At 64.4% G+C, this 22,626-nt stretch carries 18 protein-coding genes; 10 read left to right on the top strand and 8 right to left on the bottom strand.

From position 1 onward, the window contains the following. Nucleotides 1-45: 45 nt before the first annotated feature. From meaB to AC0L2L_RS23750, 6 genes are all read left to right on the top strand, one after another. Nucleotides 46-984, top strand: a complete 939-nt coding sequence (gene meaB / locus AC0L2L_RS23775) for a methylmalonyl Co-A mutase-associated GTPase MeaB (RefSeq protein WP_473581636.1) — start codon at nucleotides 46-48, stop codon at nucleotides 982-984. Continuing rightward, nucleotides 981-2,672, top strand: a complete 1,692-nt coding sequence (locus AC0L2L_RS23770) for a methylmalonyl-CoA mutase family protein (RefSeq protein ID WP_473581635.1) — start codon at nucleotides 981-983, stop codon at nucleotides 2,670-2,672. The genes meaB and AC0L2L_RS23770 overlap by 4 nt, the downstream gene beginning before the upstream one ends. A gap of 10 nt (nucleotides 2,673-2,682) precedes the next feature. Beyond that, on the top strand, nucleotides 2,683-3,477 hold the full coding sequence (locus AC0L2L_RS23765) for an enoyl-CoA hydratase/isomerase family protein (RefSeq protein ID WP_473581632.1): 795 nt from the start codon (nucleotides 2,683-2,685) through the stop codon (nucleotides 3,475-3,477). Between the two features lie 3 nt (nucleotides 3,478-3,480). Continuing rightward, nucleotides 3,481-5,109 carry an AMP-binding protein gene (locus tag AC0L2L_RS23760; RefSeq protein WP_473581630.1) on the top strand — a complete coding sequence of 543 codons (1,629 nt, stop codon included), beginning with the start codon at nucleotides 3,481-3,483 and terminating at the stop codon, nucleotides 5,107-5,109. A gap of 30 nt (nucleotides 5,110-5,139) precedes the next feature. Further along, nucleotides 5,140-6,162, top strand: coding sequence for an AraC family transcriptional regulator (locus tag AC0L2L_RS23755; RefSeq protein ID WP_473581628.1), 1,023 nt, complete (start codon nucleotides 5,140-5,142; stop codon nucleotides 6,160-6,162). Nucleotides 6,163-6,475: 313 nt separating this feature from the next. Further along, the gene (locus tag AC0L2L_RS23750; RefSeq protein ID WP_473581626.1) at nucleotides 6,476-7,594 is read left to right on the top strand and encodes a branched-chain amino acid ABC transporter substrate-binding protein; all 1,119 of its coding nucleotides are present in this window, start codon (nucleotides 6,476-6,478) and stop codon (nucleotides 7,592-7,594) included. Between the two features lie 113 nt (nucleotides 7,595-7,707). Here the strand turns inward: AC0L2L_RS23750 and AC0L2L_RS23745 are convergent, their stop codons facing one another. The 7 genes from AC0L2L_RS23745 to AC0L2L_RS23715 all read right to left on the bottom strand — a co-directional run bounded on the left by AC0L2L_RS23745 (nucleotide 7,708) and on the right by AC0L2L_RS23715 (nucleotide 16,138). Further along, nucleotides 7,708-8,682: a branched-chain amino acid ABC transporter permease gene (locus AC0L2L_RS23745; RefSeq protein ID WP_473581625.1), complete on the bottom strand. Its 975-nt coding sequence runs from the start codon at nucleotides 8,680-8,682 to the stop codon at nucleotides 7,708-7,710. Beyond that, nucleotides 8,679-9,557, bottom strand: a complete 879-nt coding sequence (locus AC0L2L_RS23740; protein ID WP_473581623.1) for a branched-chain amino acid ABC transporter permease — start codon at nucleotides 9,555-9,557, stop codon at nucleotides 8,679-8,681. The genes AC0L2L_RS23745 and AC0L2L_RS23740 overlap by 4 nt, the downstream gene beginning before the upstream one ends. A gap of 3 nt (nucleotides 9,558-9,560) precedes the next feature. Continuing rightward, nucleotides 9,561-10,271 (bottom strand): ABC transporter ATP-binding protein, encoded by a 711-nt coding sequence (locus AC0L2L_RS23735; protein ID WP_473581621.1) that lies wholly within the window; start codon nucleotides 10,269-10,271, stop codon nucleotides 9,561-9,563. Beyond that, nucleotides 10,264-11,064: an ABC transporter ATP-binding protein gene (locus AC0L2L_RS23730; RefSeq protein ID WP_473581619.1), complete on the bottom strand. Its 801-nt coding sequence runs from the start codon at nucleotides 11,062-11,064 to the stop codon at nucleotides 10,264-10,266. The genes AC0L2L_RS23735 and AC0L2L_RS23730 overlap by 8 nt, the downstream gene beginning before the upstream one ends. Before the next feature lie 4 nt (nucleotides 11,065-11,068). Continuing rightward, the gene (locus AC0L2L_RS23725; RefSeq protein ID WP_473581618.1) at nucleotides 11,069-12,418 is read right to left on the bottom strand and encodes an ABC transporter substrate-binding protein; all 1,350 of its coding nucleotides are present in this window, start codon (nucleotides 12,416-12,418) and stop codon (nucleotides 11,069-11,071) included. A 24-nt stretch (nucleotides 12,419-12,442) separates the two neighbouring features. Next, the gene (locus tag AC0L2L_RS23720) at nucleotides 12,443-13,543 is read right to left on the bottom strand and encodes a class II histone deacetylase (RefSeq protein ID WP_473581616.1); all 1,101 of its coding nucleotides are present in this window, start codon (nucleotides 13,541-13,543) and stop codon (nucleotides 12,443-12,445) included. Nucleotides 13,544-13,696: 153 nt separating this feature from the next. Next, complete coding sequence (locus AC0L2L_RS23715) at nucleotides 13,697-16,138, bottom strand: winged helix-turn-helix domain-containing protein (protein ID WP_473581614.1); 2,442 nt, start codon at nucleotides 16,136-16,138, stop codon at nucleotides 13,697-13,699. Nucleotides 16,139-16,552: 414 nt separating this feature from the next. Here AC0L2L_RS23715 and AC0L2L_RS23710 point away from each other — a divergent pair, with 414 nt between their 5' ends. From AC0L2L_RS23710 to AC0L2L_RS23695, 4 genes are all read left to right on the top strand, one after another. Further along, on the top strand, nucleotides 16,553-19,102 hold the full coding sequence (locus AC0L2L_RS23710) for a caspase family protein (RefSeq protein WP_473581612.1): 2,550 nt from the start codon (nucleotides 16,553-16,555) through the stop codon (nucleotides 19,100-19,102). 17 nt (nucleotides 19,103-19,119) lie between these two features. Then, complete coding sequence (locus AC0L2L_RS23705) at nucleotides 19,120-19,386, top strand: hypothetical protein (protein ID WP_473581610.1); 267 nt, start codon at nucleotides 19,120-19,122, stop codon at nucleotides 19,384-19,386. A 117-nt stretch (nucleotides 19,387-19,503) separates the two neighbouring features. Continuing rightward, a complete protein-coding gene (locus tag AC0L2L_RS23700; RefSeq protein ID WP_473581608.1) occupies nucleotides 19,504-20,604 on the top strand; it encodes an OmpA family protein in 1,101 nt (366 codons plus the stop codon). 7 nt (nucleotides 20,605-20,611) lie between these two features. Beyond that, nucleotides 20,612-21,850 (top strand): caspase family protein, encoded by a 1,239-nt coding sequence (locus tag AC0L2L_RS23695; protein ID WP_473581606.1) that lies wholly within the window; start codon nucleotides 20,612-20,614, stop codon nucleotides 21,848-21,850. An 18-nt stretch (nucleotides 21,851-21,868) separates the two neighbouring features. Here the strand turns inward: AC0L2L_RS23695 and AC0L2L_RS23690 are convergent, their stop codons facing one another. Then, a complete protein-coding gene (locus AC0L2L_RS23690) occupies nucleotides 21,869-22,360 on the bottom strand; it encodes a DUF6931 family protein (protein WP_473581604.1) in 492 nt (163 codons plus the stop codon). Nucleotides 22,361-22,626 lie beyond the last annotated feature (266 nt).

The following is a 22,626-nucleotide window of genomic DNA, read 5'->3' as shown; positions in this document are numbered from 1 at the left end:
CCGAGACCGGTGAGGCGCGCGGCATACAGGCCCTCGATCGAGCTCGTGCCCGAGATCCTCGCGGGCAACGTTGCGGCCATCGCCCGCATGATAACGCGCGCCGAGGCCGGCTATCCGGAAGCCGCGCCTGCGCTGGCGGAGATCTACAGGCACACCGGCAAGGCGCATGTCGTCGGCATCACCGGTGTTCCGGGAGCGGGCAAGTCCACGCTGGTTTCTTGCCTCATCCGGGCGTTCGCGGCGGAGGAGCGCAAGGTTGGCGTCGTCGCCGTCGATCCGAGCAGCCCGTTCTCCGGCGGCGCAATCCTCGGCGACCGGGTGCGCATGAGCGAGGCGGCCTCATCCTCCCAGGCCTTCGTCCGCAGCATGGCGACGCGCGGCCATCTGGGCGGCCTTGCCCGGTCGACGCTGCAGGCGGTCGATGTCCTCGACGCCGCCGGCTACTCGCCCATCATCATCGAGACCGTCGGCGTCGGCCAGGACGAGGTGGAAGTGGTGACGGCGGCGCACAGCATCGTCGTTCTCTCGGCGCCCGGGCTCGGCGACGACATTCAGGCGATCAAGGCCGGCATATTGGAGATCGCGGATATCCATGCCGTCAGCAAATCCGACAAGCCGGAGGCGGCGGCGACCGTTTCGGCCCTGCGCGGGATGATGGCCCTCGGTTCGGAACGGACGGGCTCTAAATGGACGCCGCCGGTGCTTCCGGTCAGCGCGGTTTCGGGCGAGCGGATCGGCGAGCTGACGGATGCCATCTCCAGGCACTGGTCGCATCTGCGCGAAAGCGGCGAGCTGGCCGAGCGGCAGCGGGGCATTTGCCGGACGCGGATCCTCGGCGCGGCCAAACATCTTTTCCAGCGCAAATTCGATGAGCGGGCCGACGAGATCGGAGAGCACATCCAGGCCGTCGTGAACAGGGACATGGATCCCTCCGGCGCGGCTTACCTTCTGCTCGGCTGGGCGAACGAGGTGCGAGCGACATGAACCTGTTTTCCGAAACCGCGATCGAGGACATCCGCGAAAAACAGGCCGCGTGGGAGGAAAGGGAACTCGCGGCCGCGCTCGGCAGCAGGCCGGAGGAAAAGCCGGCCTACGAGACCGAATGCGGCATTCCGCTTAAGCGCGTCTACACGGCCGCCGACATCGCCGACATTCCTGCCGACGAGCTGGGTTTCCCCGGCGCCTATCCTTTTACCCGCGGCGCCTATCCGACGATGTATCGCGGCCGGCCCTGGACCATCAGGCAGGTCGCCGGCTTCGGCAATCCCGAGGCCACGAACCAGCGCTACAAATACATGATCCAGACCGGCCAGACCGGGCTCTCGACCGATTTCGACCTGCCGACGCTGCTTGGCCTGGACTCGGACGATCCGAGGGCGTTCGGCGAAGTCGGGCGGGTTGGCGTCGCCATCGACACGGTCGACGACGTCGACCGGCTGTTCGACGGAATAGACCTGGAAAAGATCTCGGTCTCGCTCACCATCAATCCGTCTGCCTGGGTGGTCTACGCCATGTACGTCGCCGTCGCGGAGCGGCGCGGCTACGACCTTCGCAAGCTGGCCGGCACGCTGCAGGCTGACCCGCTCAAGGAGTATGTCGCGCAGAAGGAATGGATCTATCCGGTGCGCCCGGCCGTCCGGCTGCTGCGCGACCTCATCATGTACAGCGCCAAGGCGACGCCGAAGATCAATCCGATCAGCCTCAGCGGCTATCACCTTTCGGATGTCGGCGGAAACGCGCTCCAGGAGATCGCCTTCATCATGGCCTTCACAATCGCCTATTGCGAGGAGGTCACCGGCGCCGGCATGGACATCGACGACTTCGCGCCCAGGCTGTCGTTCTTCTTCATCAGCCATCAGGATTTCTTCGAGCAGATCTGCAAGTTCAGGGCGGCCAGGCGGGTCTACGCCACGATCATGGCGCAGCGCTTCAAGGCCAGGAAGCCGGAGTCCATGCGGCTGCGGGTGCATGTGCAGACCGCGGCGATGAGCCTGACCAAGGTCGAGCACCACAACAACCTCATGCGCACGGCCATCCAGGCGCTCGGCGCCGTGCTGGGCGGCTGCCAGAGCATGCACACCAACGGCCTCGACGAGGCCTTCGCCATCCCGACCGAAGAGGCTATGAAGCTGGCCATCCGCACCCAGCAGATCATCCGCGACGAGATCAACGTGACTTCGGTGATCGACCCGCTCGGCGGCTCCTACTTCATCGAGCGCCTCACCCGCGACATGGAGACCGAGATCTGGAAACTTCTGGACGAAGTGGATGAGCGCGGCGGCGCGGTGAAGCTGGTCGAGGAAGGCTGGTTCCAGCAGAAACTGGCGGACTCGGCCTACGCGACATTCCGCAAGATCGATGCCGGCGAAAAGATCTCTGTCGGCGTCAACCGCTATGTCGACGAGACCAGCCGCCCGGCCGAGGTGCACATCCATCCCTATGACGAGCAGTGCACGCAGTTGCAGATCGACCGCCTCAACGCGGTGCGGGCAGGGCGTGACGGCGCCCGCGTCCGGCAACTGCTGAACGAACTCGCCGAGCAGGCAAGATCCGACGAGACCAATCTTTTGCCGAAGACCATCGAAGCCGTGAAGGCGAAGGCGACGCTTGGCGAGATCTGCGCCACGCTGCGCGAGGTCTGGGGCTCCTATGCCGAACCGATGATCGTTTGAGGAGGACGCCATGACAAAGAACACCATGGCAAAGGACGCCAAGATGGGGGATGCCAAGGCAGGCGCGGTCATTTCCAGGCACGACGGCGCGATCGCCTGGGTCAAGCTCAACCGTCCCGAACGGCTCAACGCCATGAACAGGCAACTTGTCGACGGTCTGTCCGAGGCGTTAGCTCGGGCCGAAGCGGACCCGTCGATCCGCGCCGTCATCCTGCATGGTGAAGGACGCGCCTTTTGCTCCGGCGACGACCTCAAGGACCTCGATGCGCAGACCACTTCCGAAGCGGCGACGCAGGCCTGGGTGGACGCCATCCAGAACATCACCCTGCAGATCATGCAGTCGCGCAAGATCGTGATCGCCGCGGTGCATGGCTGGTGCGTGGGCGGCGCGCTTGAATGGGCGGTGAATTGCGACTTCACGCTATTCGCCGACAACGCGCGCTGGTTCTTCCCCGAAGTCACCTATGGGCTGTTCGTCACCGGCGGCGTCACCGCGCTGCTGACCAAGCAGGCCGGCCCGCAGGTCGCCAAGGAACTGATGATCCTGGGCGAGAAGCATGACGCCGGGAAAGCGCTCGAGGTCGGCATCGCGTGGAAGCTTTTTCCCGAGACGCAACTGCTGGACGAGGCAAGGAAGCTCGCCTTGGCAATAGCGGAGCGTCCGGAGAATGCCGTGGCCGACATCAAGCACGCCATCAACAACGGCTTCCACTCCTCTCTCGCGGACGCAATGGCGCTCGAGACCCGGGCCACCGTGAGCGGTTTCTTGTCTCCCGATGCGCAGGCGCGGGCAAAGAATTTCTGATTCATGACCATGCTTGAAGTCGCCCCTTCCTTCTACATCCCCGGCCAGCACGACGACGATCTGGAGAGCCGGGTGCTGCCGAAAATCCTGCTCAAGCAGGCCGAGCGCCTGGGCAACAGCCCGTTCATCGACATTTGCGGACGTTCTGCCAGCTTCGAGGAAATGCAGATCGTCTCGGGAAGGCTGGCGCGGGGCCTGCGCGGCCTGGGCATCGGCAAGTCCGACCGCGTGGCGATGCTCTTGCCCAACTGTTTCGAGCTGGTCGCGATGTGGTTCGCCGTATCGAGCCTGGGCGCGATCGAGGTGCCCGCCAATCCCGGCCTGAAGGGCGATCTGCTTTGCCACAACTTGAACAATTGCGGCGCCGAAGTCCTGGTCGCGGACGCCAATGCGCTTGACGAGCTCGCCAGGATCCAGGACCGTTTGCCGGACCTGCTTACCCTCATCCTCGTCGGCGTCGATCCAGGCGAAGCTCGGGCAGCCGGCATCCGGATCGGCCGGATCGTCGGTTTCGAGGAATGCATGGCGCCGCAGCCGGATTTCGATCTCGCCGACATTCATTATTCCGACCCGATGGCGATCCTTTACACCTCGGGCACCACCGGCCCGGCCAAGGGCGCATTGATGTCCCACCATCACTGCTATTCCTGGGCGGCGGCGATGGCCCTCAATCTCGGCTATACGGCCGGCGACAGCTATTTCTCGGCATTGCCGCTGTTCCACACCGACGCGCAGATGTTCGGCGTCTACCTGCCGCTGATCTACGGCACCCGCACGACGCTGGTCGACGGCTTCAGCGCTTCGCGGTTCTGGGATCAGGTCCGCGCCAGCGGCGCCACGGCGACGAACCTGCTCGGCGCCATGGCGGTCATCCTGTCGCGCCAGCCGTCGTCCGACGGCGACGGCGCCAACCCGGTGCGCATATGCCAGTGCATTCCCATGGTCCCGGACAAGGAAGCATTCGAGCGGCGCTTCGGCATGCGGCTCGTCACGGGCTACGGGCAGACGGAGACAGGTTTCGTCACCCTCGACACAGTGGGGGATACGAAATCGGGCTCATGCGGGCGGCCGCATCCGGACTGGGAAGTCGCGATCGTCGACGACAGGGACCGGCCCCTGCCGCACGGTTCCATCGGCGAGATCGTGTCGCGCCCGCGCAAGAACTGGAGCATGTTCTCCGGCTATTACCGGGCAGACGCCAAGACGGTGCAGACGCTCAGAAACCTCTGGTATCATTCCGGCGATGCCGGCTGCCTTGATGAGGATGGCTGGCTCTACTTCAAGCACCGTTTGAACGAGGCGATCCGGCGGCGGGGCGAGAACATCTCCGCCTACGAGGTGGAGACCATCGCCGAGAAGCACCCCGACATTGTCGAAAGCGCCGCGTTCGGGATTCCGTCCGAGTTCACCGAGGAGGACATCATGGTCGTGGCCCAGCGACGCGCGGGTTCGATGCTGGAGGCGGCCGAGCTGCTTGCACATTTCAGGGCGTCGGCGCCGCGCCACATGGTGCCGCGCTACATCGAAATCACCGACATGCCGCTTCCGCGGACGCCGACGCAGAAAATCGCCAGGACCGCCTTGCGGCAGCAAGGTGTGGGCGCCGCCACCTTCGATCGGGGCGAGCGCTAGCGAGCTCAAGAGGAGGACGGAACCCACGCGATGCAGCGCCGGATGATCGCTCCCTGTTTCATGGACGATACGCTTGAGTGCCTTCGCCGCCACAACGTCGAGGTGGAGCCCCTGTTGGCTCGTGTCGGGCTGCCGCCGGTGATTTCAGAACCGATCTCGACCGAACAATATGGCGCGCTCTGGCACGCCGTCGCGCAGACGATGGACGACGAGTTCTTCGGTGAAGGCGCCCGGCCGATGCGGGCCGGCAGCTTCGCGCTGCTCTGCCAGGCGCTGCTTTCCACCGAGACGCTCGAGCATGCCTTGCGCAGGGGTTTGCGCTTCCTGCGCGTCGTGCTCGACGATCCGCATGGCGAATTGATCGTCAGGAACGGCCTCGCAGAAGTCACGTTGAGTAACTCGGGCCCGCTGCGGTCGGCTTTCGCCTATCGCACCTTCTGGATCATCGTCCATGGCGTGAACTGCTGGCTGGTGGGCCGGCGCCTTCCCATCCGCTGGGTGGATTTCAAATGCAGCATCCCGCCGACGGGGAGCGACTACCGGCTGTTCTTCGGCGCGCCGGTGCGGTTCGATCAGCCCGATAGCCGCTTGGTCTTCGATGCCGAATTCCTGAAGCTGCCAGTTATCCGTGACGCCTGTGCCTTGCGGGAATTCCTGCGCAAGGCCCCGGCCAACATTCTCGTGCGCTACCGCCATGACGAGGGGCTATCGGCGGCGATACGCGGACGCCTCCACGCCACGGTGCCCGCGGCATGGCCGAGCTTCGAGAGGCTTGCCGCCGGCATGCGCATGCAGGTGCCGACCTTGCGCCGCAGGCTCCAGTCGGAGGGCCAGAGCTATCGCTCGATCAAGGACGAGATGCGCAGGGCCCTGGCGATGGAGGCCTTGCTCAACGGCAGTCGCAGTGTCGCCGACCTCGCCGCCGACATCGGCTTTTCCGAACCGAGCGCATTTCATCGCGCATTCCACAAATGGACCGGCAAGAGCCCGGCTTTGTTCCGCCGCGAGGCATCGTCCGACGTCGATGCGCGGGACAAAGCGTCCGCGCATTAACACGCAGGCGGTGCATTCCCGAAACATTGCAAAATCGATCACCAAATCTGGGTCCTACGGTCATCGTATGCCACTTCGCTTGCAGCCAATATGCCCCGACAGCACAGCCGCACGGGGGCAGGTTGGATGCGGATCGAAGGCGAGACGTTTCTTGTGACGGGGGCCGGTCTCGGCCTCATGCCCTGACCCGCCGGCATCGGCCATGACCTGATTCAACGGCAGGCCGGTCCGCTCAAGCGTCTGCTCGATGCGTCGGACGTGGGCATCGCATCGAAGCTTCAACCAGTGCCCGCCACGAAAATGGGAGCTCCATATGAAGAAATATCTCTTGTCGGCGGTCGCGGGGGCCGCGCTTGCCGCCTTCGCGGGCAATGCCTGGGCGGACATCGTCGTCGGCGTCGCCGGGCCGATAACCGGCCCGAACGCGGCGTTTGGCGCGCAGTTCCAAAAAGGCGCCGAACAGGCTGCGGCGGACATCAACGCGGCCGGCGGTGTGCTCGGCCAGAAGATCAAGATCGAGATAGGCGACGATGTCTCCGATCCGAAGCAAGGCATTTCGGTCGCCAACAAATTCGTCGCTGACGGCGTGAAGTATGTGGTCGGTCACTTCAACTCGGGCGTGTCGATCCCGGCCTCGGAAGTCTATGCCGAAAACGGCGTGCTCGAGATCTCGCCGGCATCGACCAATCCGCAATATACCGAGCGCGGCCTTTGGAACACGTTCCGCACCTGTGGCCGCGATGACCAGCAGGGCAAGGTGGCGGGAGACTATATCGCCGCGAACTTCAAGGACGCCAAGATCGCCATCGTCCACGACAAGACACCCTACGGCCAGGGCCTCGTCGATGTCGCGAAGAAGGACCTGAACGCCGACGGCCTGACCGAGGTGATGTATGAAGGCATCAATGTCGGCGACAAGGACTTCTCCGCGCTCATCGCCAAGATGAAAGCGGCCGGCGTCACGCTGATCTATTTCGGCGGTCTCCACACAGAGGCGGGTCTGATCATGCGCCAGTCGGCAGATCAGGGTCTGAAGGCGACGCTGTTCTCGGGTGACGGAATGGTCTCGAACGAGCTGGCCTCGATCGCGGGCGATTCAGTTATCGGCACCTTGAACACCTTCTCGCCGGACCCACGGAAAAATCCCGCCGCCAAGGACATCGTCGAAAAGTTCCGGGCCTCGGGTTTCGAGCCGGAGGCCTACACGCTCTACTCCTACGCTGCGGTCCAGATCGTCGCCGCGGCGATCGACAAGACCGGCTCGGCCGATGATGCGCAGAAGGTCGCCGCGACCATCAAGGCAAGCGGCCCGTGGAAGACGGCTATCGGCGACATCGGCTATGACCAGAAGGGCGACATCACGCGTCCCGACTATGTCATCTACGAATGGAAGAAGGGCGCCGACGGCAAGCCGACCTACGCGGAGAAATAAATTCCGCCCGGGCGGTGATCGTGTCCGAGGATGCCCGGCTGAAAATCCGGGCATCCTCGCCGGGGCCATCTGTGTGCCCTCGCAGATGCCAATGGTGGTGATGCGGGCTGTCGTCAATTGCGGCTGGTTCTGCTTCGTTGCAGCCAGCCATTCAGCCCGTTCGGCCAGGCAATGACGAAGACCGCAAGCAGCAGCCCAAGGCCGACATTGCGGTAGTCGGACAATTCCCGCATCCCTTCGTCGGCCAGCATCAGCACGGCGGCGCCGAGCAGGGGACCCCATATCGAGCCGAGGCCGCCGATGACGATCATGGCGATCAGGAACAGCAGCGTCGAGAAGGAAAAGACCGTTGGGCCGACGACGCGGAAATGGACGGCATAGAAGCCGCCGGCGATCCCGGTGAAGAAGGCGGAGACGGCGAAGATCCAAAGCTGGTATTTGAAACGGCTGATGCCGCGGGACATGGCGTAGCCGTGATTGTCGCGCAGCGCCCGGAAGGCAAGGCCGAGCGGTCCTCGGATGACAACGATCGAGATTGTCACCGCGACCGCCAGGAGGGCGAGGCCGACATAATAGTGGGCTATGTACCATTTCGACGGGAACAGCGCGCGCAGGCCGACATCGCCGAACTGGCCGATGCCGCGTACGCCGCCGAACAGCGGCATGCAGCCGCCGGTGGTGGTGAAGCAATCGGTGTCGTTGACGATGAGCACATACATGACCTGCGCGATCGCCAGCGTCAGCAGGGCTACGTAAGGGCCGCGCAGGCGCAGGCAGGCGAGGCCGATCAGCATGCCTACCGCAACGGCGGCCACGCCGCCTATCGGGATGGCGGCAAGCATAGGCACCTTCCAGTAAAAACCCAGCATCGCGGTGGCGTAAGCACCGGTGGCGAACAGCGCCATCTGCGCCAGCGAGAAGATGCCGCCTATGCCGAGCACGAGATTCCACTGAACCACGACGATCGCCCAGATGAAGAACAGCGTCGACTGGGTGATGACGTAGCGCCCGGGCATGACGATCGGCAGCGCGGCGGCGATAGTCAGGCAGACAAGGCCGATCAGTATGTCGCGACGGATCGATGTCATAGGCGGACCACCTGCTGTTTGCCGAACAGGCCGTAGGGCCGCCAGATGAGCACTAGGATGACGAGAAGCAGCAAAGTGGCGAAGCTCCAGCGCACGCCCAGCACATATTGGGTGGCGGCTTCGAGCAGGCCGAGCGCGATCGCCGCGATCACGGCGCCGTAGACGTTGCCGAGCCCCGCGACCACGCAGACGACAAAGGCTTTCAACATCGGGTCGCCGCCCATCACCGGCGTCAGCGTGGCGATCGAGCTGATCATGACGCCGGAAACGGCGGCGAGCGCGCCGGAGAGCGCCAGCACCTGCGCATAGACCCGGCCGACCCTGACGCCCATGAGTTGCGCCGCCTCGCGATTCATCGAAGTGGCGCGGATGGCGCGGCCGGTGCTGGTGCGTTGCAGGAGGATGGCGACCGCCGCCATCAGCACAATGGCGACGCCGAGGATGAAGACATTCTGCAACGGTATGTGCACATTGCCGATGACGACCTGGCCGTCGACCGCGAGCGGTTGCGGGATCGGATAAGGTCCAAAGCCCTTCAGCATCAGGTTCTCGATGACGCTGCCGATGCCTATCGTGGCGATAAAGATGTTGGTCTCGAAATTCTCCGCCCGCAGCAACGGCAGCGCCGCGCTGAAATAGATCAGCAGCCCGACCAGCGCACAGACGAGCGCCGCGGCAAGAAGCGCCAGCGCCGGATGCAGGCCGGCATGGACGATGGCCGCGTAGCAGATATAGCCGCCAAGCGTTAGCATGGCGCCATGCGCCATGTTGAGCATGTTGAGCGAGCCGTAGACCAGCGACAGGCCGATGGTGGCGACCGCGTACATGGCGCCCAGCGTCAGGCCGGAAGCGACGATCTGGATCAGGACGTCCATCGCTCACACTCCGAGATAGGTTTCGACGATTTCAGGGCGCGCCATCAATTCGGCGCCCAGGCCAGACCAGGCGATGCGGCCGTTGTCGAGCAGGTGGATCATGTCAGCATGCTCGGCGATCCGCTCGGCGTTCTCCTCGACGAGAAGGATGGTGCGGCCCTCCCGCCTCAGGTTGAAGATGACCTCGTAGATCTGCTCGATGACGATCGGGGCTAAGCCCAGCGAGGGCTCGTCAAGCATCAGCACCTCGCCGCACGCCATCAGGCCGCGGCCGATGCCGCACATACGGCGCTCGCCGCCTGAAAGTGTGCCGGCGGTCTGGTTGCGGCGCTCCTTCAGCTTCGGCAGCAGCGTGAAGACGAAGTCGAGCCGTTCGGCAAACCCGCCGCTGTTGGCATAGGCGCCCATCAGAAGGTTCTCGTGGACGGTCATCGCCGGAAACAGCAGATCGCCCTGCGGAACCTGGATGACGCCGCGTCCGACGATCTGGTCGGGACGCAGCCTGTCGATGCGCAGGCCGTCGAGGCGGATCTCGCCCGACGTCACCGGGACAAGTCCGGAAATCGCCTTGAGCAGGGTGCTCTTGCCATGGCCGTTGGGGCCGACAATTGCGGTGAGTTCACCCTTCCGTGCCCACAATTTGATAGCGTCGAGCACGATGCGGCCGGCATAGCCGGCGCTGGCGTTGACGATCTCGAGCGCCGCCTCAGCCATGAGCGCCCTCCATGAAGGAGCGTAGCCGCTCGGAGGCGCCCTGACCGAGATAGACGTCGACGACGGTGCGATCGTCGAGAAGCTTTGTCGGCAAGCCCTCGAAGATCTTTTCGCCGTGATGCATGATCATGATGCGGTCGGAGAGGCGCACCAGGAAGCGCATCACGTGCTCGATCAGGACAATGGTGACGCCCGCCGCCGTGATGGCGCGCACGGCATCCATGACGCGGTCGACCTCGCGCGCCGTGAGCCCGCCGACGGGTTCGTCCATAAGCAGCAGTTTCGGCTTCGTCGCCAGGGCGCTCGCCATCATCAGCAGCTTGCGGTCAAGCACCGGCAGCTTGCCGGTGATCCTGTCGGCGCGGTCGGCGATGCCGAGCATTTCAAGCGCGGCATCGGCGGCCTCATGCGCCGCGCGGCCGGCGCGCAGCGTCGGCAGGGCCCGGTTGCTTCGGCCGAAATAGGCGCCGACCAGCACGTTCTCGCGCGCGGTCATGCTGTCGAAGCCGGCGTTGAGCTGGAAGGTGCGGGCAACGCCGGCATGGCAGATCTGCTCGGGTGCATGCCCGGTGATGTCCTGGCCGTCGAGCGCGATGGAGCCAGTGGTGGCCGGGTTCAGTCCCGATATCACCTCGAACAGCGTCGTCTTGCCGGCCCCGTTCGGTCCGCCGATGCCGAGGATTTCTCCAGCCCCGACATCGAAGGACAAATCGCGGACCGCAACGAGCGCACCGAAGGACTTGCCGACATGCCTGCACGACAGCAATGGCGTCGCGGCGGCGTCTCCCGTCATCCGGCTATGCCTTGATCCATGGCGGCATCATGAACTTGGCCGTGCTGTACGGCGCCGGCGCGATCAGGCCGGGACCCTTGGCGTAGTCCTGAATCTGCAGGAACTGATGTGGCATGCCGAGCGACGAGTCGGTGACCTGGGTCGGATAGGTATAGGCGGCGTTCTCAAGCGGCATGAAACGGGTCGTGCCGGCGACGCCGCGCCATATCATTGCGCTCATCCGGGCCGCAACCTTCCGGTTCTGCTCATTGTTGCCGGGTTCGCCCGTGCCGCCGGCAAGTGCCGCGGCGGTCGCCCAGACATAGGCGCCGTCATAGGGCTGCACGCCGGAATTGTGGCCGGCGTTCGGGCCGAACTTCGCCTTGTAGCGTTTTTCGAAAGCGGTGCCGATCTCGTCCTGTAGCGCGCCGACGACGGTCGCGTAGATGATGCCGTTGGCCGCCTGCTTGGCGATGTCGCGGAAGGCCGGGATCGACGGGCCGTATTGCATGTAGACCAGGCTCGGCGTCGGATTCGAGGCGAACTGCAGCGCGAACTGCCCGAGATCGGCGGGCAGGAAGTGGGTGATGCAGATCACCGCCGGTGGATCCTGGCGGATCTTGGCCAGCGTCGGTCCCCATTCGGAAGCGGGCACGCTGACGGTCTCGAACAGGCTGATGTCCCAGCCATAGCTCTTGGCCTGCTCCTTGACGGCGTTGGCGATGTTGGAGGCATAGACGCCGGCCGAGAGGATCACCGCCATCTTGTTGTTCTTGCGCTTCCATTCGCCGTTTTCCTCAAGCCCCTGGAGGAACTTCAGGAAGCCTGGGCCGTACCAGTATTCGGCGAGGTCGCCCTGGAAGGAGCCCCAGTAGCGGTCCGGGTTGGACTTCACTAGGTTGTTGTGGCCGATCGTGGTGTCGTAGTGGACGTAGACGATGCCGTTGTCGGCAGCGACCTCCTGGATCGCGGCGCCCGAGCCGATGTTGTAGCCGTTGAGGATGGCATGCACGCCGTGCCGGTCGACGAGGCGCTGGGCCGCCTGCACATTGGTGGCGTCGCCCATCTGCGCGGTGTCTTCGAAGGATGGCTCCAGCGGCCGGCCGAGGATGCCGCCCAGCGCGTTGATCTCCTCGCAGGCGAGCGTAAGGCCGTTCTTGAACTCGATGCCGTCGGGCGCGGCGAAGTCGGTGGTCGGGCCGCACTGGCCGACCGGGATCGGATCGCCTTCGGCGCGCGCCTCGTTGTTCATCGAAAACAGCATGGCCGGCATGCCGGTCAGCGTCGCGGCGGTGGCGAGGCCTCCCTTGATCAGGAAGTTGCGGCGCGAGCCGGCAATCACATTCGGCGTGGTTAGTTTCGAACTGCGCTTCATCTCGATTCCCCTTGTAAGCTTTTATCAGTTTATGTTTTTGACCAGTTCGGCCGCCTGGTCGATGATCGCCGTCTGATGCGGCTGCGCCGACATTCCACCCCATCGTCCCATCAACTGGTCCCACGGATCCTCGACACCCGTGCGGTGCCCGCAAAGCTCCTCCATCACGGCCAGGCCGCAATAGGGCACGTACATTTCGGAGTAGCCGCCCTCATGCGTCATCACCAGGCGGCCGCCGCACAGCGCCCGCGCCGCGTCGAGCAGCATGCGCGCCAGCCTGCGGTAACCGCTGGAATTCATCAGCATGCGTCCCATCGGATCGACGCCGGAAGCGTCGAAGCCCGAGGGCACCACGATCAGCTCCGGCTTGAAGCGCATCAGCGCCGGGATCACCACGCGCTCGAAAGCTGCGGCGTAGGCGCCGGGGCCTGACCCCGGGGGCAGCGGGACGTTGATGTTGAAGCCCTTGCCCTTGCCGTCGCCATTTTCGGCGATTGCGCCGGAATTGGCCGGGAACAGATTGTCCTGGTGCAGCGAGATCGAAAGCACGCTCGGGTCGTCGTAGAAGATCGACTGCGTGCCGTTGCCGTGATGGACGTCCCAGTCGACGGTCGCGATGCGGGTGAGGCCATGCAATTTCTGCGCATGCCGGATGGCGATCGCGGCATTCGAGAACAGGCAGAAGCCCATGCCGACATCGGCGGTGGCGTGATGGCCCGGCGGGCGGATCAGCGCATAGGCGTTGTCCACTTGTCCCGTGATGACGGCTTCCATGGCCTTGATGGCGCCGCCGGCTGCCAGGAGGGCGATTTCATAGCTGCCGGCACCGAGCGGCGTCAGCGAGCTGGCGTCGCCATAGCCACGGTCGCTGATCTCCCTGATCTTGGCGATATGCTGCGGCGTATGGACCCGCGACAGTTCCTCGACGGTGGCGCGTCGCGGCTTGATGGTGACCAGATGGTCGAGGATGCCGCTCACTTCCAGCAGATTGCGCAGGCGACGCTTGGTCTCGGGATTTTCGGCATGGGTGCCGGGCTGAACCGTCAGGCTCGGCGGGAAGACCTGGTTCCAGTTCCAGGTGTTGTGCCAAAGATAAAGTTCGTGGAAAACGAAACCAGTCGCCATGCGGCTCCCACCCTGCGTATTTCGGCCGGATGATGGCCCGCTATATTAGCGCTGTCCCGACACCTTCGGGTAATGGGTGGTTCTTTTGAGCCCACCCATTCGGGTGGCTGTTTGTTGCGGCGCAATTGCGGACGGAAGGCTGCGCCGAAGGCGCTACACAGTTTCCTGGAATTGCTCAGCCCGCCAATTGCCGCTCGGTGGCGGCGTCGAGCCCGATTTCCTCAGCTTGAGGACCGCTTCTGTCCGGCTTGAGACGCCGAGCTTGCCGAAGATGTTCTTCAGATGCCATTTCACCGTATCGGGCGCCATGGACAGCGTCTCCGCCAGTTGGCGGTTGGTGTAGGCACGCAGAAGCAGGGTGGCGACATCGGTTTCCTTGCTGCTCAGCATTTGCTTCCTCCCCGCGGTCGCCATCGGGCGCGCGCGTTCGGGCGCGGTCTTGCCCAGCTCGCGCAGAAGCGTGTCGACAAAGGTGGCGGTGCCGGAATTGCGTGACCACGCCGGAATTCGCGACCGGGCGAATTCGAGCACCTCGCGCATCGGAAGGCCCTCGTCGATCAGGGAGCGCATGGCGTTCTGCGGTAGCGCCAGGGTGACGACATCGACTGCCGCCGCCAGGGCCAGCAGCGTTTCGCCCGCGCTGTGCGCGGCGATCGCGACAAGCGCGCGGACCTGCATGAAGCCGCGCAGGCGGCCGTCACGGCGCATGCGTTCGGCGATACGGTCGAGCACGGCTATGGCCTTCGCCGGGTGGCCCTCGGCGATCAGCACGCGCGCAGCGCCGATATGGGCATATTCGTCGAGCGGATGGATCGGGGCGGGCCGGCTTTCGGCCGAAGGCTCGATGCCGCGCGAGCGCAGCGCCAGTCGGGCGGCGCGGACGTCGCCGCGCGACAAAAGCAGCCGCACCCGCTCGTTCAGCGCGGCGGCTGTCAGCCGGCGATAGCGCTTCTCGATGCCCAGCCGTTCGGCGCGTTCGAGGAAGACGATGGCCTCGTCGTGCCGGCCATGCGCGGCGGAGAGCCGCGCCAGGTGCAGCTTGCAGGCCATCTCGTGCACGACCAGCCCACATTCCTCTATGATCTGCCGATGCTGGTGCAGGATGCGCTCGGCGCCTTGCAGGTCGTTCCATTCATAGGCGAGCTCGACATGGAAGATCGCCGTCATCGCCTCCGCGTAGGAGCCGGACCCCAGGCGCTCGCGGGCGAGCCGGCAGGCGCGGTCGAGCAATTGGTGGGCCTCGGTGAGGTTACCGGCGGAAATCTCGACCAGCCCCAGCAGCAGGTCGCAATAGACGATGCCGAAGACGGAATTGGCCGCGGCATGATGGTCGCGCGCTGCGAGGCTGCGCAGGCGTGCGGCATCCAGCTCGCCAAGCGAATAGTGGCTGAAGGCGCAGATGTTGGCGAGCGTGCCGCGCGCGAAAGGCTCGTCTTCGGGAAAATCCGCCAGCCAGCGCGAGGCGACACGGGTCGCGGTACGGGAGCGGTCGGTGGCGCTGATGACGCCGGCAGTCAGCGTCCGCAGCTCGGCCTTGAGCGAGCGTGTAGTCGCGCGATCGATCTCGCCGCGCTCGGAAAGCTCCCCGATAAGGGTCTTGGCCTGCTTGAGGATGCGAACGGCCTGGCGCGGCCGGCTCATGTGGAACTGCGCCCACACACGCGCCAGGAGCAGGCGGGGCCGGGCGGCGATGAGGTCTGCGGGAAGCTGGTTCAGCCACTCCGTCAGCTTGGGGATGTGGCCCTGCATGGTGAGCGGCATGGCGCATTCCTCGACCAGGCGCGCGGCATGGTCGGCATCGCCGCTGGCGAGCGCGTGGTCGACCGCGTCGGAGATATGGCCTCGGGCCGCCAGCCATGCGGCGGCTGAGCGATGCAGGTCCTTGCGTGCTTCCGGCGCCCAGGCATCCAGCCGGTTGCGCAGGAATTCGGCGAACAGGTGGTGATAGCGGAACCATTGGCCGGAGGAATCGAGGGCAATCAGGAAGAGGTTCGAGTGCTCGATGGTCGCCAGCGCCGCGGCGCAATCCCGTCCCGGACAAACCGCTTCGACGAGACCCAGGCAGAAGCGGTCGAGGATCGAGGTCCTGAGCAGGAAATCCTGGATCTCAGGCGCCTGCCGGGCAAGCACGTCGTGGGTGAGGAACATCGCCACGTCGCGCTGGCTGCCGGAAAATTCGGCGATGAAGGCTTCCCTCGATCCTTCATGCGCCAACGCCAATGCGGCAAGCTGCAGGCCGGCCGGCCAGCCTTCGGTCTTGTGGTGAAGCGCCACCACGGCCGAGACGGCGAGGTCGAGGCCGCAGACATTGGCAAGGTAGTCCTCGGTCTCCTCGAGCGAAAAGCGCAGGTCGCTGTCGCCGAGGCTGACGACATGTCCTTTCATCTTCATATGGGCGAGCTCGAGCGGCAGCTCGCCACGGGTTGCGAGCACGATGCGCAAGGCCGGCGGGGCATAGGCGACCAGCATGTTGACGCAGGCTGCAATCTCGCTGGAGACGATCAGATGCGCGTCGTCGAGAACGAGGTAGATCGGCGCGGCGCGTCGCGACAGTTGGTTGATGATGGCGGTGAGGATGGAATCGACCGGCGTCACCGGGCTGGAGTCGATCAGCGATTCCGCGTTGCCGGCTATGTCGGGATCGACGCGATGGCAAATAAGGCGGCTGGAGCTTTGTCTCTATCAGCATCGGTTCTCAACTGCTGCGGCGCCTTAATAAACGCGGAGTGCGGCGCGGAGGCAATGGCCGGGTGAGATCGGCCGATACCGGTCACGGTCGGCGTGGTTCGCCGATGGCAATCCAGCGTCGACAGGCGGCGACGCACGCACTCGGGTCATTGCGGCATCCAGGGCTCTGAGCTATTTTAGCAATTGATTGGATAAGCGATCCGCCTTGCCGGCGCGATTCCTTGCATTGCCACCTTGGCGGATTGTGAAGTCTTTAACAGACCACGGTGCCGCAAGCTGCGTTCCTGTGGCCGACAGGTGATAGCAGTTAGGGATTTTGCCATGCTGCGATGCTGCGCGCTGATTGCAGCCTTGATCCTCGTGGGCCTCACGACAGTGCAGGCGCATGCCGATCGAAGGGTTGCGCTTGTCATCGGCAATTCCGAATACCGCGAAATCCCGGCGCTGAAGAATCCGGACAAGGATGCCGAGGATGTGTCGAACACGTTTCGGCTGGCCGGCTTCGATGTGTTCGTCGCCAAGGACCTCACCAAACTCCAGTTCGAGAAGGAGTTCCGCAATTATCTCGCGGCGGCGGACGGCGCCGATCTTGCGGTCGTCTATTACTCCGGCCACGGCTTCCAGATCGGCGGCGAGAATTTCCTGATCCCGGTCGATGCGTCGCTCAAGGATGCGGCTGATATCGAGGTCCAGGCGGTCAAGCTCGACGACGTCCTGCAGCAGTTGCGCGCCAAATCGAAGATCCAGGTGATCATCCTCGACGCCTGCCGCAACAACCCGTTCCCGCGCAAGGACTACTGGCTGCGCGACCAGTTGATTGCGGCCGGCGGCACCGGCCTTGCACAGGTGAAAAGTTCGCTGAACACGCTGATCGCCTTCGCTACCGAGCCCGGCGCGGTCGCCTATGACGGGTCTGGCGATCTTAGTCCGTTTTCATCCGCCTTCTCCCGTCGCGCGCTGGCGCCGAACCAGGAGATACGCTCGGTCATGGCGGCCGTCCGCCGCGACGTGGTCGAAGCCACCAAAGGCGCCCAGGTTCCGTGGGAGAATTCCTCGCTGATCGATGAGGTGGTGCTGATGCGCCGCGCCAACCGGCCGGCTTTGCCGCCGGTGCTGGAAAAGACCGTGCCGTCGGGTGTCGGACCGGTCGCGCTCGACCTGCCGGTGCCGGTCGATGTCGACGGCGGCGCGGTCACCATCAGCATCGAAAGGCAGCCGGCGCTGGGGCGTCTGATCCTCGACGGCAAGCCGGTCACAACCGGCGAGCCGATAGAGGGCAAGGACCTGCCGCGGCTTCAGATGGATGTGCCCAAGGGCGCTGACGCTGAGGATCAGGTCGATATGCTGGCCTATGCCACGCATGACGAGTGGGGCGGCGGATCGCAGGGCATCCTGGTGTTCAGGGTCAAGAATGGCGACGGTGCCGCGGGCAAGCAGCTCGTGGCCTCGCTTGAGTCCGAGCAGAAGCAGCAGGTGCTGGAGCGCGGCATCCACATCTCCGGCGCCGCCGAGGCGATCGAGAACCGCGACGTCAACATTCCGGTCGGCGTCGGCCCGGTTCCGCTGAAGCTGGATTTTCCGACGAAGGATCCGGGTGTCAGCCTGAAGCTTGCGAGCTATCCTGCAACCGGGACGCTGTCCTTGCCGGATCGGACCTTGTCGCCGGAATCGAGCCTGATGGCCGGCGAAGTCGACCAACTGCGCTACGAACCTCAGATAGGCGCCGTCAAACCATTGATAGTCGGCTTCGAAATCCGAGCTGACAACACGCCGTCAAAGCCGGCGACGATGAAGCTGTCGCCGAGCGTCGAGCCCTGCGACAGGGAAGCTGGCGAGCCCCTCGACCTGCAGGGCGTTGTTCCCGGTCTGCTGCCGAACGAAATCAGCAGCAACGCCGTGGATGTCTGCCGGGCGGCGGTGAAGGCCTATCCCGATGTCGCCCGCTTCCGCTACGAGCTCGGACGGGCGCTGCTTGCCGCCGGCAAGGTCGACGAGGCCAAGAAGGCGATCCAGGAGGCTGCCGACCGGGGACATGTCCGCGCCGTGTTCGAGCTCGGCTATATCGCTTCGTCCGGCATAGGAACGGCCGTGGACCCAAGCAAGGCCAACAGTTTCTATGCGAAGGCGTCGGACAAAGGGGATCCCTATGGAATGACCGCCTGGGGACGGGCCCTGTTCAATGGTCTCGGCGTCCAGCGCGATGCCGGCAAGGGCCTGGACCTGCTGCTCAAGGCGGCGGCCATGGGGCATACCTATGCCATGAACGATCTCGCCGCGATCTTCACCGAAGGCCGCAATGGCGTGCCCGCCGACCCGGTCCGCGCCGTTGCCTTCCTCAAGGCGGGCGTCGAGCGCCAGGATATGTATTCGATGAATATTCTCGGACGCAACTATCTCAGCGGACGTGGCGTCGAGAAGGATACGAAGCAGGCGCAGACGCTTTTCCAGAAGGCGATGGACCTTGGCCAGCCTTATGCGCCCGGCAGCCTTGGCCGCATGTATCGGGACGGGGTTGGCGTGACGCAGAACCTCGACGAAGCGCAACGGCTTTTCGAGCTTGCGAGCGCCCGCGGAGACTATTCCGGCGCGTATGACCGGGCGGCTCTCGAGATGCAGAAAGGCGACAAATCCGACCAGGCCGTCGCCGTCCGCTATCTGGCGTTCGCGGCAGGGCTCGATCTTCGCAACGAGCTACCGAGCGCGCGTACAACCCTGGCGCAGTTCGGCGCGAAGCCGAAGTCGGCTGCCTTGAAGCAACTGCGCTCGGAACTCAAATCGAAAATCCCCGCGGGCGGCTCGGTCGACGATCAACTGATCCGGACGGCCAGAGCCGTCTGGGAGCAAGCCAATCCGCGTCGGGACCTGTTCTGATCAATAAGGAGGCAATAGTGGGCACGGCATTGAAGCAGGCGGTCATCGCAATATTGCTATCCTTTGCGGTTGCTGGGTGTACGACTGTGATCCCCAGGTTCGAGCCGGCGCCGACAACCAAATATCCCACCAAGCACGTTCGCGTGACGACGACACCGAAGGTGGTGAAGCAGAAGAAAGTGACTGCCAAGAAGCTGATCAAACCGGTCAAGAACGAAACCGTGCCCGTCATTGCGCCAATAGGTGGTGGCGGCAACGGTGGCGGTGGCGGTGGCGGGTGGTGATGCGATTTTGATAACGGTTTCGCAGCTCACTAGAACCGCTCGCCAATCCGGTTCAACTGCTCTATGCTCCCGCCACATGCCGGTATCGAGATCGGGTTGTCCTGGCGGGGGCGTTCCATGTTCGAAGTCGTCGCATTCTGGCGAAAAGTGCGAGCCAAGGCCGCGGCCTTTGGCTTGATAATTGCAGCGTTGCTGGGCTTGCTGGTCTTCGGACCGCAGACCGCGAGCGCCGCGCCGAACTGGACGCTCGATCCGTCCGCTTCGGTGCTCACCTACCAGTCGGTCAAGAAGAACACGATCGTCGAGACCAACAAGATCAGGAACATCATCGGCACGCTGAGTTCGGCCGGTGACGCCAAGATCAGTTTCGACCTCAATTCCGTCGATACGGGCGTCGACCTGCGCAATGTTCGCATGCGCTTCCTGTTTTTCGAGACATTCACCTATCCGACGGCCGAGCTGACAGCGAAGGTGGACCCGGCGGCGTTCGCCGATCTGCCGGCAAAGCGCCGGGTGAAGACGACATTGCCGTTCCGCCTCAACCTGCATGGCGTCGACAAGGATCTCGAGGCGAGCGTCGTCGTCACCATGATCAGCGATACCCAGGTTTCCGTCGCTTCGGAGGCGCCCGTCGCCGTCCATGTCGAGGATTTCGGCCTGCTGCCCAACATCGATAAATTGCAGCAGGCTGCCAATGTCGCCAACATCGTGCCGACCGCATCTGTTTCCTTTGATTTCGTCTTCACCGCCGACGGCGGCAAGCCGGCCGCCGTGCAGACCGTTGCGGCCAGCACCGCCGAGGTCGGTCCCGTCGCTACCGATGCCGCGAAAGCCAATTTCAGCGACGAGGAATGCCTCAACAGGTTTGCCGTGCTCTCGCGCACCGGCGCCATCTACTTCCGTCTGGCGAGCGCAAGGCTCGACGCGAAGAGCCGTCCGCTGCTGGCTGAGGTCGAAGGCGTCGTCGGCAAATGCCCGGCCCTCAAGGTCGAGGTGTCGGGCTATACCGATTCCGACGGATCGCCGGAGACGAACAAATTGCTGTCGGAGCGGCGCGCCCAGGCGGTCGCCGACGCGCTTGTTGCCGATGGCGTTCCGCGCGGCCAGATAAGCTCCGCCGGCTATGGCGAGGACAAGCCGGTCGCCGCCAACGACACGCCCAAGAACAAGGCGCTCAACCGGCGCATCGAGTTCTCCGCCAGCAAGCCCGCCAATTGAGGTCGCGGTGAGTTCCGGTCCGATCGCCCTTTGCGGTGGCATGTTTCGCGCCGCCGGCCTTGTGGCGCTTGCCTTGCTCTTGACGTTGACAGCCGCAAGTGCCGAGCGGCGCGTCGCGCTGGTGCTAGGCAACTCGCAGTATCAGCATGCGGCGCCGCTCGCCAACCCTGCGCGGGATGCGCAGGCCATGGCCGAGCGGCTGCAGAACCTCGGCTTCGAGGTGGTCTCCGGCTTCGACCTCACCAAGCAGCAGACGCAAGCTACGGTCGCCCAGTTCGCCAAGCAGGTGCGCGGCGCCGACATCGCGCTTTTCTTCTATGCCGGCCATGGCCTGCAGGTCTCGGGCAAGAATTATCTGCTTCCGGTCGATGCCGCGCTCGAGGACGAGACCTCGCTCGATTTCGAGGCCGTCTCGGTCGATTTCATCCTGCGCCAGATGTCGCGCGAGACCAGCATAAGGCTCGTTTTCCTGGACGCATGCCGCGACAACCCGCTTGCCGACGTGCTTGCGAAGACCGCCGGCATAAAGGGCGCAAGCAGCGGTCTTGCCGAAATCCCGATCGAGAATGGCGGCGCCGGCACGCTGGTCGCTTTCGCCGCCAGTCCGGACCAACTCGCCTATGACGGGTCGGGCGACCACTCGCCTTTCACCATGGCGCTGCTCCAGCATATCGGTGAATCAAACGTCTCCATCACCGAAGCGATGAACAGGGTGACCAGCGACGTCTTCAAGGCGACCGCCAGCAAGCAGCGTCCGTGGATCAATGTCTCGCTGACCACCGAGGTCGTCCTCCATAGGGTCGATCTCAACGCGCCGCTGATCGTCGGCGAGGCGAGCGCGCCGCAGGCCGAAGCGGGTTCCGAGACCCGCAATACCGGCGCGGCATCCGGCCAGACCGACGACCAGCTTGCGCTCAATCTGCTGCGCGAGAAGATCCCGAAGCTGGCGACGGACGGGCCGATCTTTTTCGATCGACCGGTCAAGTTCGGCGACCCGGCGATCGACGGCAAGAGCATCGCCCAATTGATCAAGGGAGAGCCGCTTTTCAGTCCGGTCGAAGGCCTCGACAAGTCGGTCTGGCAAGGCAAGCACTGCGAAGGCTGTCATGAGTGGAACGAGACCCGCCTATGTGACCAGGCGAAGAATTTCGCCGCCAACGACGTCTCCGTCCTGCGCCTGCAGCATCCGCTCGGCACCCGCTTCAAGGTCGCGCTCGCCAGATGGGCGCAAGGCGGCTGCAAATGATTGTGTGGCAGTAAGCCGCTAATACGCGTCGACCGATTGTCGTTGCGCTTCCATCTCTACCATCTGGATGCCCATTTCGACGAAGGCCGAAAGCACGCCAAAGCGGTCCGCCGTCGAGACGCGGGCTAGCCCCGCCAGGATCCCGGCGTTGACGGCATGAGCGGCAGGAAATCCGGTCGATATCATGTCGAAGGCCGGGTCACGCCAGGCCGCCGACAGCGCGATCCACGCGGCCGGCGTCGTCGGCGACAGGTCGACGGCACCGCCCAGGGCCGCCCGACGGTGGGAATTGCCGGGCTCGCCCACCCAGTCACTGACAAGCGCCAGCAATTCGAGATCCCTGTCGGTAAGGAGCTCGGCGAGATTGCTCAGGCATTCATGTCCCCACCAGACCGCGGCGCGTTCGGGCAGGAGATAGGAGCAGAACGTGACCGCTTCCTCCGGCACGCGCCCGGCGAGCAGCGCACGGCAAAATTCGAGCGGGGCTTGAGCGGCGGCCGGTGATTTCATATCCCGCGCGATCGCGGGACAGGCGAGGAAGAGATCCCTTGCTGTTCTGTATCCGAGTTCATTGGCCATGGCTGCCGCACCCCGAGAACCAGCGAATTGGAGCAATTCCAGGAAAAGTGTGAAACGGTTTTCCGTCCGGAATTGCGTAAAACAAACAGGTGGAGCGGGGTGGGGGGGTGGGGGGAAACCCCCCCCCCCGCGGGCCGCAAACCAACCGCCCCCCCCCGCGGGAAACCAAACCAAATTTAAGGGGGGCGGCCGCGGGG

The sequence above is a fragment of the Mesorhizobium sp. WSM4832 genome (assembly GCF_055811115.1).
This window is presented reverse-complemented; position numbering and strand designations above follow the sequence as displayed.

Excerpts from the sequence above, each read along its gene's own strand:
- AC0L2L_RS23760 (WP_473581630.1), top strand. The coding sequence starts at position 3,481 with ATGACCATGCTTGAAGTCGCCCCTTCCTTCTACATCCCCGGCCAGCAC.
- AC0L2L_RS23750 (WP_473581626.1), top strand. The coding sequence starts at position 6,476 with ATGAAGAAATATCTCTTGTCGGCGGTCGCGGGGGCCGCGCTTGCCGCC.
- AC0L2L_RS23690 (WP_473581604.1), bottom strand. The coding sequence starts at position 22,360 with ATGAAATCACCGGCCGCCGCTCAAGCCCCGCTCGAATTTTGCCGTGCG.
- AC0L2L_RS23740 (WP_473581623.1), bottom strand. The coding sequence starts at position 9,557 with ATGGACGTCCTGATCCAGATCGTCGCTTCCGGCCTGACGCTGGGCGCC.
- AC0L2L_RS23720 (WP_473581616.1), bottom strand. The coding sequence starts at position 13,543 with ATGGCGACTGGTTTCGTTTTCCACGAACTTTATCTTTGGCACAACACC.
- AC0L2L_RS23770 (WP_473581635.1), top strand. The coding sequence starts at position 981 with ATGAACCTGTTTTCCGAAACCGCGATCGAGGACATCCGCGAAAAACAG.
- AC0L2L_RS23725 (WP_473581618.1), bottom strand. The coding sequence starts at position 12,418 with ATGAAGCGCAGTTCGAAACTAACCACGCCGAATGTGATTGCCGGCTCG.
- AC0L2L_RS23735 (WP_473581621.1), bottom strand. The coding sequence starts at position 10,271 with ATGGCTGAGGCGGCGCTCGAGATCGTCAACGCCAGCGCCGGCTATGCC.
- AC0L2L_RS23700 (WP_473581608.1), top strand. The coding sequence starts at position 19,504 with ATGTTCGAAGTCGTCGCATTCTGGCGAAAAGTGCGAGCCAAGGCCGCG.
- AC0L2L_RS23765 (WP_473581632.1), top strand. The coding sequence starts at position 2,683 with ATGACAAAGAACACCATGGCAAAGGACGCCAAGATGGGGGATGCCAAG.
- AC0L2L_RS23730 (WP_473581619.1), bottom strand. The coding sequence starts at position 11,064 with ATGACGGGAGACGCCGCCGCGACGCCATTGCTGTCGTGCAGGCATGTC.
- AC0L2L_RS23710 (WP_473581612.1), top strand. The coding sequence starts at position 16,553 with ATGCTGCGATGCTGCGCGCTGATTGCAGCCTTGATCCTCGTGGGCCTC.
- AC0L2L_RS23745 (WP_473581625.1), bottom strand. The coding sequence starts at position 8,682 with ATGACATCGATCCGTCGCGACATACTGATCGGCCTTGTCTGCCTGACT.
- AC0L2L_RS23755 (WP_473581628.1), top strand. The coding sequence starts at position 5,140 with ATGCAGCGCCGGATGATCGCTCCCTGTTTCATGGACGATACGCTTGAG.